Below are 241 nucleotides of genomic sequence, written 5' to 3' on the forward strand. Positions count from 1 at the left end.
TAGACGAAGCCGTCGAACTGGATCTCGACGACGGGACGATAGCCGCGCAGCGCGAGACCCACCGCCGTCCCGACGATGCCGGACTCGGCCAGCGGGCTGTCGATCACCCGGTCGGTGCCGAAGGTGGCCTGCAGGCCCTCGGTGATCCGGAACACGCCGCCGAGCGCTCCGATGTCCTCGCCGTAGAGCAGCACCTTGTCATCGCTGGAGAGCGCCTCCCGCAGGCCGGCGTTGAGCGCCT

The 241-nt window shown here is 69.7% G+C and carries 1 pseudogene; it reads right to left on the reverse strand.

Annotated features, from left to right (window positions below):
• Positions 1-241 (reverse strand): annotated as a pseudogene (locus BN358_RS23255) (alpha-ketoacid dehydrogenase subunit beta); the annotation flags it as partial.

It is taken from the genome of Sedimentibacter sp. B4, assembly GCF_000309315.1.
GTDB classification, from domain to species: Bacteria; Bacillota; Clostridia; order Tissierellales; family Sedimentibacteraceae; genus Sedimentibacter; species Sedimentibacter saalensis.